At 65.7% G+C, this 9,123-nt stretch carries 12 protein-coding genes; 7 read left to right on the plus strand and 5 right to left on the minus strand.

The annotated features are described in order from the left end of the window. The coding region (locus VK519_RS10810; protein WP_324349718.1) for an MAPEG family protein at positions 1 to 254 on the plus strand (254 nt) is incomplete at its 5' end. 15 nt (positions 255 to 269) lie between these two features. Here VK519_RS10810 and VK519_RS10815 read toward each other — a convergent pair. The 5 genes from VK519_RS10815 to VK519_RS10835 form a co-directional block, all read right to left on the minus strand. Next, the gene (locus tag VK519_RS10815; RefSeq protein WP_324349720.1) at positions 270 to 1,508 is read right to left on the minus strand and encodes an EAL and HDOD domain-containing protein; all 1,239 of its coding nucleotides are present in this window, start codon (positions 1,506 to 1,508) and stop codon (positions 270 to 272) included. Between the two features lie 90 nt (positions 1,509 to 1,598). Further along, entirely contained in the window at positions 1,599 to 2,042 is a 444-nt protein-coding gene (locus VK519_RS10820; RefSeq protein WP_324349722.1) for a flagellar protein FlgN, read from the minus strand. Beyond that, complete coding sequence (gene flgM / locus VK519_RS10825) at positions 2,039 to 2,347, minus strand: flagellar biosynthesis anti-sigma factor FlgM (protein ID WP_324349724.1); 309 nt, start codon at positions 2,345 to 2,347, stop codon at positions 2,039 to 2,041. The genes VK519_RS10820 and flgM overlap by 4 nt, the downstream gene beginning before the upstream one ends. 122 nt (positions 2,348 to 2,469) lie before the next feature. Then, entirely contained in the window at positions 2,470 to 3,162 is a 693-nt protein-coding gene (gene flgA / locus VK519_RS10830) for a flagellar basal body P-ring formation chaperone FlgA (protein ID WP_324349725.1), read from the minus strand. Further along, the gene (locus tag VK519_RS10835) at positions 3,159 to 4,466 is read right to left on the minus strand and encodes a methyl-accepting chemotaxis protein (protein WP_324349726.1); all 1,308 of its coding nucleotides are present in this window, start codon (positions 4,464 to 4,466) and stop codon (positions 3,159 to 3,161) included. The genes flgA and VK519_RS10835 overlap by 4 nt, the downstream gene beginning before the upstream one ends. Positions 4,467 to 4,615: 149 nt before the next feature. Between VK519_RS10835 and VK519_RS10840 the strand changes: the two genes are divergently transcribed. From VK519_RS10840 to VK519_RS10865, 6 genes are all read left to right on the plus strand, one after another. Next, positions 4,616 to 5,560, plus strand: coding sequence for a chemotaxis protein (locus VK519_RS10840; RefSeq protein ID WP_324349727.1), 945 nt, complete (start codon positions 4,616 to 4,618; stop codon positions 5,558 to 5,560). A 152-nt stretch (positions 5,561 to 5,712) separates the two neighbouring features. After that, positions 5,713 to 6,126: a flagellar basal body rod protein FlgB gene (flgB, locus tag VK519_RS10845; RefSeq protein WP_324349728.1), complete on the plus strand. Its 414-nt coding sequence runs from the start codon at positions 5,713 to 5,715 to the stop codon at positions 6,124 to 6,126. Continuing rightward, complete coding sequence (gene flgC, locus VK519_RS10850) at positions 6,123 to 6,560, plus strand: flagellar basal body rod protein FlgC (RefSeq protein WP_324349730.1); 438 nt, start codon at positions 6,123 to 6,125, stop codon at positions 6,558 to 6,560. The genes flgB and flgC overlap by 4 nt, the downstream gene beginning before the upstream one ends. A gap of 8 nt (positions 6,561 to 6,568) precedes the next feature. After that, positions 6,569 to 7,237, plus strand: coding sequence for a flagellar hook assembly protein FlgD (locus tag VK519_RS10855; protein WP_324349732.1), 669 nt, complete (start codon positions 6,569 to 6,571; stop codon positions 7,235 to 7,237). A gap of 34 nt (positions 7,238 to 7,271) precedes the next feature. Then, positions 7,272 to 8,495 (plus strand): flagellar hook protein FlgE, encoded by a 1,224-nt coding sequence (gene flgE / locus VK519_RS10860; protein ID WP_324349733.1) that lies wholly within the window; start codon positions 7,272 to 7,274, stop codon positions 8,493 to 8,495. A gap of 27 nt (positions 8,496 to 8,522) precedes the next feature. Continuing rightward, positions 8,523 to 9,123: flagellar basal-body rod protein FlgF (locus VK519_RS10865; protein WP_324349735.1), on the plus strand; the 601-nt coding region annotated here is incomplete at its 3' end.

The following is a 9,123-nucleotide window of genomic DNA, read 5'->3' on the forward strand; positions in this document are numbered from 1 at the left end:
ACGCGATTGAAACCATTCCGCTTGCCCTGATCCTGTTGCTGGTGCTGGAACTGGACCAGACCCAGCCGTGGCTGTTGCATGCCTTCGGCATCGTGCTGGTGGTGGGGCGCGTGCTGCACGGCCTTGGGCTGTCGGGCGCCAGCGGTTATTCGTTCGGCCGCTCGGTGGGCATGGCATTGACCGTGCTGTCCATCGTGGGCATGGCCGTGCTGCTGTTATGGCAGTTCCTGCTGCTGCACCTGCTGGTGGGCTAGGCGCGGCCAGACACTTCAGCTGGCCGCAGCGTCGGCGAAGGCGTAGACGTGGTCGGCCCATTGGGCGGCTTCGAAGTAGATCGCGGCAAGCTTCTGGATGTCTTCTTCGCTCGTCACCTCGCCCGACTCCCACTGGCGGACCTGGTCGAGGATCGGTGCGAAGGGGCCGGTGTTTTCCAGCAACACCTGGTTGATCTCGGTGGCCAGCGGCAGGTGTTCGAGCACGTAGGACATCGGCGCATTCATCAGCGTGTCGAGCAGCGAAAAGAGGCCCGCGGTGAAGGCCATTTCCTTCAGTGCCGGTTTACCCGAGGCCAGGCGCTCGCACATCTGCGCACGCACCAGCGCCAGGCGCAGGAGTTCGGGCGGACGCTCGTCCATGCCGCCCAGCGCCATGGTGCTGATCCAGTTGCGCATGCGGTTGACGCCGAAGAATACCGCCGCCTGTTCCACCGATTTCAATTGGCGGGGCAGGGCGAAATAGGCCGAATTCACGCAGCCGAGCAACTTGTAGCTGAGGATGGCGTCGTCGCGGATGATCTTGCCCAGTTCGATCGGGCCGTTGTTCGGTTCATTCATGGCGCCGATCAGGCGCAGCAGGCCCAGCTTGCTCGGCGACATGCGCGGCACGTCCACGCGCTCGGGCTTAAGCAGGTATTTGCCCTGGAAGCCATCGACCGGTGCATCAACCAGGCGGGTGTAATCCTCGGGCGTGTCCACGCCCGTGGCGATCGCCTTGACGCTGAAGCTCTTGATGTATTCGATGCGCGCGTTGGTGGCCTCGACATCGCGGTGGTCCACCGCGACCATGGCGTATTGCACGATGAACAGCAGGATTTCGATGGCGGCGCTCTGTTCTTCATCCAGGTCGTCGGGGAAGTCCTCGAGCATTAACAGGCAACCACTGGCCTTGAGCCAGCGGAGCGTCGTGAGGGCTTCTTCGTCGCCGGCCAGGGCCGGACCCACGCACACGCCAAGTCGCGCGTTCTGGCGAAGCGTTTCGGCATGGGAAACCAGGAGTTCGCGCGACACGTGCAGGAAGGCGCGGTTATCGCGCACCAGCTGCTTGAGGCTGCCGTCGGCGATGGCAGCGAGCGTTTGCCCGGTAAGGGCCTCGCTGCCGTCGGTATTGCTGCCACGCGGGAAGGCCAGTTCGTAGGCGAACAGGGCCTGCTGGCGGTCCAGGATGGGCTGCCTCACGACAGGCAGCACCTGTGCCTGGCTCATCGACGGGGAATTGGCAAAAACTGACATGGGGACGGCCGGTCGATGGTGGGTTTCGTGTCACCCACGGTACCCGCCCCTTTCCAAGCTGCGCACCGTGGTCCTTTTCTGCGTATTGCCTTATGCCTGGGCGAGCATCCCCGGGCGCGCGGCGCCGCGGGCATAACCGCCCGGGCCGTACAATTCACTGGTTTCCGGACGGCCGGTGAGCAGCGACAGTGCCTTGCGCACGTGGCGCAGACGCTGGTTCACGATGCCGCCGTTGATCTGGTTCATGTCCTTGCAGCGCGCCAGACCCTCGACGATGGAGGGCCAGGCCGGGTGCAGGGCGGTGTCGATGTTGCCGCCGCGGCCCAGGTGCTTGCGCTCGACGTCGAGCGCTTCCAGGCGGCGCAGCAGGCTCTGCTTGAAGCTGGTGGCTTCATCCAGGGCATCGGCCGATCCCGCGTCGAGCGCGCGGCGTTCGTCGGTCAGTGCCTGCTGGAGGGTGGTCACGGCCTGATGCATCTGGCCGATCACCGCCTCGACGGCGACAGCGATCTCTGCATGCAGGCCGGCGTTCACGATTGGCCGCCCAGCTGGCCTTCCAGCTTCAGCAGGTTCGTGGCGATGGCACCTGAGTTGATCTGGTAAGTGCCGCTGGCAAGCTGCTGGCGGATGGCTTCGACCTTGTGTGTGTCCATGACATCGCCTGTCTTGCTTGCATTGCCCAGCGCCTGGGCGGAGCTGGTGAGGCTGATACTGTCGTCACTGGTCTTCACGGCGGAAGCAACCTGGTCGGCGGACGCAGCCTGGCCAGCCGAAGCGCTGGGCGCCTTGGGCTGGGTTTGCTGCTGCGGCGTGATGCCGGTCTTGATCGTGGTGTTCATTCATGGTTCCTTGGCGGCCCTTCGCGTCCCTTAACGGCCCGGAGCGCCGGAACTTTAGCTCCTGGCGGAATTCGGCCGTCACGATTTTGATTCGATTCAGCCCATGGTTTTCGTGCAGCCGGTCACTGGATAACCTCAACGCTGCCCTGGCTGCGCACGATAGCGTTAAGGACCTTGCCGGAATTGGCGTTGCGCACCATCACTCGGGCGCCGTTGTCGCCGCTGCCCAGGGCCACGCCCTCGGCGCGCACGCTGATGCCGTCGATGGAAGCAACGATCATCACCGAGTCACCGGAGTGCACGGCCTGCCGGCCGGCCAGCATGCCCGGGGCCAGCACCGAGCCTGCGCGCAGCGGCCGGGCCAGGGCGCGGCCTTCGATCTGGGCGAGATTGGCGATATAGCCGTATCCCATGCTGGCGACGTCGCGTTCCTCGGCGTGGACATCGTCGGCGGCCAGGCCATCGCCCCGCGTCAGCGGCCGGGTAGTCACCAGCACCGACACGAATTGCTTGACCCGCAGGGGGACGCGAACCGTCCACCCGCCAGCATCAGGGCAGGTGACGGCCACGGTGACCCGCGGGCCAGCTGCCCGCCCACCAGGGATGGCCGCCGTCGGTGTGCCGCTGCATGGGCGCAGCGCAAGGCGCGTATCCATCGGTTCGGCGGTCACCTCCATGCGGGCCCCGGGTACCGGCGGGTTGTCCTTCAGGTACTGCGTGGCGATGGCCGCCAGGCGCGCGGCCGACGTCGCTTCACCCGCCGCGGCGGGCAAGGCGAAGGACAGGGCAAGCGCAAGGGCGGCCGCGCGGATCATGCGATCTGGCTTGTCAGCACGTTGGAAAGGTTCTGGACGATGGCGTCGAGCTCGCGATGCAGCTGCGGCGCGGCCTGGCCCGCTTCGGCGTGCCTGCCTTCGCCCAGCAGGCCGACGAAAACCTGGCTGTGCGCGGTGAAACGCTCGCCGGCCTCGGCCAGGGCGAGCCCGGCTGTGGCATCGCGCTGGCTGCGCAGGCGTTCGATCATGCGTTGCATGTGGGTGGTGTCGAGCCAGCGGCGATCCATGCCGGTCGGGTCGCGGGTCGCCAGGTCCACCGCATGGTGCATGCCTTGGCTGGCTTCGCGGATCATCTGGCTCAGGCTCGCCGCGTCCAGCTCGCCGTCGCCGTCGATGCGGGTCATCACCAACCGGTGGGCCAGCACCGCCGCGCGGGAAAGGCCATCGCCCTGGCGACGGATCTCTCCGGCCAGGCGGCCGAGCGAAGCCTGGGTGGCCTGCACCGCGGCAACCCGCGCATGCAAACCGCCCAGGCCCTCGCGGGCGCCATCGATCTGGCCGCGGGTGCTGTCCACGGCGTCTGCCACCTTGGCCAGTGCTCCCTGCATGCCTTCCACACCCGCCTTGCTCTGGTCCAGGCGGCGCAGGCTCTGCTGCACGGATTCTTCCAGTTGGCCTGAGAATTCACCCACGGCGTGGGTCACCAGCTCGATCTCGCCGGTGGCCTGGGCGGTTTTCTCGGCCAGTTGCTTGACTTCATCGGCCACCACGGCGAAGCCGCGGCCGGCCTCGCCCGCGCGTGCGGCCTCGATGGCGGCGTTGAGCGCCACCAGGTTGGTCTGGTGGGCGATGTCCTGCACGGCGGCGGTGAGCGCGCGGATCTGCTCGACGTAGCCGGCGAACTTGGCGTGGTTGCGGGTCATGCCCGACAGCGCGCTGCGCAGCAGGCGCAACTGGCCGTCGAGTTCGGCGACATTGTTCGAGCCCTGGTCGCGCGCCTGGGCGATGCCGGCGATGCCGGCGTGGCTTGCATCGAGCGCCGTGGAAATCCTGGCGCCGGTATCCGTCAAGCGACCGACGCTGTCACGCGCGTCGTCCACGCAGCGGGTCAGCTCCACCAGCTGGGTGCCCATCGCCTGGGCCCCGGACAACACCAGGCCCTGCTGTTCGAGTGCCTGGGTGGCGGCCGAGGGTGCGGTGCGCGGCTTCGGTGCGGCCAGAAGCGGCGCAAGTGCCCGCGCCGCCCGCGGAAACTGCTTGGAAAGCGACTTGGCGCGGCCCACATCGCCGGCGGCAAGCGCCTGGGCGATCTGCTCGACCTGCTGACTCCAGATAAGGCTCATAGATAACGACGGCTCCGAGGGTGTCCCCATACATCGACACGGGGACGCGGGACTTGAGGAAGCAAGGCATATGCCAAGCGAGCCCGGCCTTCAGTTTCCCCCGGCTCCGGCCGATAAGCCGCCATCCCAAGCATGGACATCACCTAAGCATGGCCGGCCCGCTGCTCGAAACCGTCGACCGCTTCACCCGCCTGGCGGGCCACAACCGCGTGGCCATGCTGATGTTCCGCCTCGGCGACGGGCAGGATTTCGGCATCAATGTGTTCAAGGTCCGCGAGGTGATCCGCCGCCAGCGGCTCGAGCGCATGCCCAGCATGCATGAGCTGATCGCCGGCAGTTTCGACTACCGCGGCCAGACCATCCCGGTGATCGACCTGGCCCAGGCCATGGGGTATCCGCCGCTGGCAGATCACCCGGAGGCGCATTTCATCGTCACCGAGTTCAGTCGCAGCGTGCAGGCCTTCCTGGTATCGGATGTGCAGCGCATCGTTCATTGCGATGGCGCCGGCATGGCGGCACCGCCGCCATCGCTGGGTTACGGCCCCCGCGTCAATGCGGTGACCCGGCTGGACGGCAACCTGCTGGCCATTGTCGATGTCGAGCAGGTGCTTGCCAGCATCGAGCCTGCCAAGGTGGAACTTTCATCGCGTATCGGCAGCGTCCCGGGCGACGCCCGCCGGCGCCCTCGCCGGGTGCTGGTGGCGGATGATTCTTTGGTGGCCCGCACGCAGATCGTGGAATTGTTCCGCCAGATGAACCTGGATTGCGTCGTCGCCAACGACGGTGAGGAAGCGTACGAGAAGCTGGTGGCGCTGGCCGAAGGCGACAGCGACGACAACGTGGCCATGGTGATCTCCGATATCGAGATGCCGCGCATGGACGGCTACGCGCTTACCCGCGCCATCCGCGAGGACGAGCGCCTGAAGCACATGAAGGTATTGCTGCACAGTTCGCTCAGCGGCGTATTCAACGAGTCGATGGTGAATCAGGTGGGTGCCGACCGCTTCATCGCCAAATTCCAGCCCGACATACTCGCCGCGGCCGTGGTGGAGCTCCTGCCTACGGAAGAGCCGGTCCGCTGGGCGTCGTTGTAACCGAAGGGCCCCGGCGCGCCCAAGCGCCTGAATTCCGGCGCACCCGCCGCGCCGGAAAAATGCCGCCAAGCCAATAAGACTAGATAAATCATCTAGTTAATTGCTGGCATAGGTCTTGCTCAACGAACTCCGTCATTTCACGGGGCTCCCTCATGAGCAACCTCACCGACAACATGTTCGGCATCCATACCCAGGCCCTTGGCCTGTGGCAGAAGCGTGCCGAGGCGATTTCCTCAAACCTGGCCAACGCGGACACGCCCGACTACAAGGCGCGGGATGTGGATTTCCGCGCGGCGCTGGTTGCGGCCACGGGTTCGAGCGAAAGCGGCAGCCTTCAGATGACGGCTACCTCCGAAAAGGACCTGGGAGGCACGGGGGCTATCCCGGGCCATGAGCCGCTGGCCTACCGCGCGGCCACCCAGCCGACGATGGACGGTAATACCGTCGATACCCAGGTCGAGCAGGCCCAGTTCGCCGGCAACGCCGTGCACTACCAGGCTTCCTTGAGCTTCATCACCGCGCAGATCCGCATGATGCGCACCGCCATCAACGGGAGCAGCTCATGAGCCTTTTCAATATTTTCGACGTGGCCGGCACCGGCATGGCCGCGCAGTCGATGCGCCTGAATACCACGGCCAGCAACCTGGCCAACGCCGACACCGTCGCCGGTAGCCCGGAAGCGGCCTACCGCGCGAAGTCACCGCTGTTCTCGGCCGCCATGGCCGGGCAGATGGGCGCGATGGGCGCCGGCGGCGACGCCGACAGCGCGATGGGCGGGGTGAAGATCCTGGGCGTGAGCGAAAGCCAGGCGCCGGTGGATTCGCACTACGACCCGGGCAACCCGCTGGCCGATGCCGAGGGTCGCGTCTACTCCAGCAACGTCAATCCCATCGACGAACTGGTCAACATGATTTCCGCCTCGCGTTCGTACCAGAACAACGTTGAGGTCATGAACACAGCCAAGCAGCTGATGTTGAAAACCCTCGACCTCGGCAAGTAGGAATTCCCATGAGCACTGTTGATACCAACAACACAACCAATACGAACTCGACGACGTCGTCTTCGTCCTCTTCCTCGACCGGCGCGATGTCGCAGAGCGACTTCCTGAAGCTGATGGTGGCGCAGTTGCAGGCGCAGGACCCGACCAACCCGGTCGACAACCAGGAGTTCGCCTCGCAGATGGCGCAGTTCTCCACGCTGTCGGCCACGCAGGACCTGAACACGACGGTGACTTCGCTGGCCAGCCAGCTCACCAGCGCCTCGCAGACCAACCAGGTGCTCAGTTCCGCGAACCTCGTCGGCCGCGATGTGATGGTGCCGGCCACCACCACCGCCTATGACGGCAGCACCGCGACCAAGGGCGCGGTCAACGTGGCCACGGCCGGCGCCGTGGTGATCAATATCACCGATGCGTCCGGCAACGCCGTGCGCACGATCAATCTCGGAACCCAGAGCGAGGGCCTCTCGCAGTTCACCTGGGACGGCAAGGACGACAGTGGTAAAGCCGTCGCAGCGGGAACCTACACGCTTGCGGCCACCGACGCCGGTACCTCGGCCAATACCTTCATCTCCGGCACCGTGACCGGCGTGGGGTATGGCGGATCGTCCGTCGGAACCTACCTGCAAGTGGCTGGCGTGGGCGGCGTACCGCTCGCCCAGGTCGCGCAAATTCTCTGACGCACTTCGACTTCGAATCCGAGGAACTTAACTCATGGCACTCAATACCACGCTGACCGGCATCAATGCCGCGCAGTCCGACCTGAACGTGATCTCCAACAACCTGGCCAACGCCAACACCACCGGCTTCAAGGGCTCGCGCGCCGAGTTCGCCGATGTGTTCGCCGTGACCGGCAACAACATCAATGCCACGGCCGTGGGCTCGGGCACGCGCATGACCGACGTGGCCCAGCAGTTCCAGCAGGGTGACATCGAGACCACGTCCAACAGCCTGGACTTCGCCATCTCCGGCAACGGCTTCTTCACCGTCAACACCGGCAATGGCCTGGCTTACACCCGCGCGGGCAACTTCCACGAGGATGCCTCGGGCAACGTGCTCACGCAGGAAGGCTATAACCTGCAGGTGTATCCGCCCAACGCCATCGGCGGCGGCTTCGACACCAGCACGCTGAAAAACCTCAACCTGACCACGGCGCAGAGCGCGGCCACGGCCAGCACGAAGGCTGCGATCAGCGCGAACCTGCCCTCCAGCGCGTCGTTGCCGACCACCACGCCCTTCAGCACGTCCGATTCGGACAGCTACAACAACACCACCACCTTCAACGTCTTCGATTCGCAGGGTGGATCGCACGCGGCCACCGTGTACTACGTCAAGACCGGTACCAACGCCTGGGACGCGCACCTGTTCATGGACGGCCAGGACGCCGGCACGCAACCGATGACGTTCGATGCGGCTGGCCAGCTGACCGCCCCGGCCAACGGCAACCTCGCCTTCAACCCGGTGGACTTCGGCAACGGTTCCAACCCGGTCACGATGACCTTGAACCTGAGCAACACCACCCAGTTCGGCACGGATTATTCCGCAGGCGCAGTGGACAAGGACGGCAACGAGGCGGGCACGCTCTCCTCGATCGACGTGGATTCGAAGGGCGTGGTCACGGCCAATTACTCGAACAACCAGACCGCGCAGCTGGGGCAGGTGGCGCTGGCCAACTTCGCCAACCTGCAGGGCCTGCGCCAGACCGGCAATACGACCTGGCTTGCCAGTGGCGACGCGGGCACGGCCGTGATGGGCAGCTCCGGCGCCGGCCAGTTCGGCACCGTGCAATCCGGCGCACTGGAGAGTTCCTCCACCGCCGATACCACCAGCCAGCTGGTGGACATGATCAAGGCCCAGCGCAACTACCAGGCCAATGCCCAGGCATTGACCGTGGACAACACGCTGGCCAGCACGCTGTTCAACGCGATCTCGCGCTAAGCACAGCCGCCATAGGGGTCTTTAGCCATGGATCATTCCATCTACGTCGCGATGACCGGGGCCTCGCAGGTCATGCGGGCCCAGGACGCGGTCAGCCACAATCTTGCCAATGCCAGCACCACCGGCTTCAAGAGCGAGCTGACGTCGTTCACGTCCGTGCCGGTGCTGGGCGATGGCCAGAAGACCCGTATCAACACCGTGGCCTATGGACTGGGCAACGACATGACCCAGGGCCCGCTGCAGTCCACGGGCGGCACGCTCGATATCGCCGTGCGCGGCCCGGGGTTCATCGCCGTGCAGGCACCGGACGGCACCGAGGCCTATACCCGGGCCGGCGACCTGCAACTCACCGCCGATGGCACGCTGACCGACGCCAAGGGCAATCCGGTGGTTGGCGGCGGCGGCCCGATCACGCTGGCCAATGCGACAAAACTGCAGATTGGCGAAGACGGCACGATTTCTGCAGTACCCCAGGGACAGGGTCCGGAAACCGTCTCCACCCTGGATCGCATCAAGCTCGTATCGGGTGATACGGCGATGGTCCAGGGCTCTGACGGCCTGATGCACCCGGCAGATGGGAACACGGCGCAGGCCGATGACACCGTCCGCCTGGCTACAGGGACGCTGG

It is taken from the genome of Pinirhizobacter sp. (genome assembly GCF_035317885.1).
Lineage (GTDB): Bacteria > Pseudomonadota > Gammaproteobacteria > Xanthomonadales > Rhodanobacteraceae > Pinirhizobacter.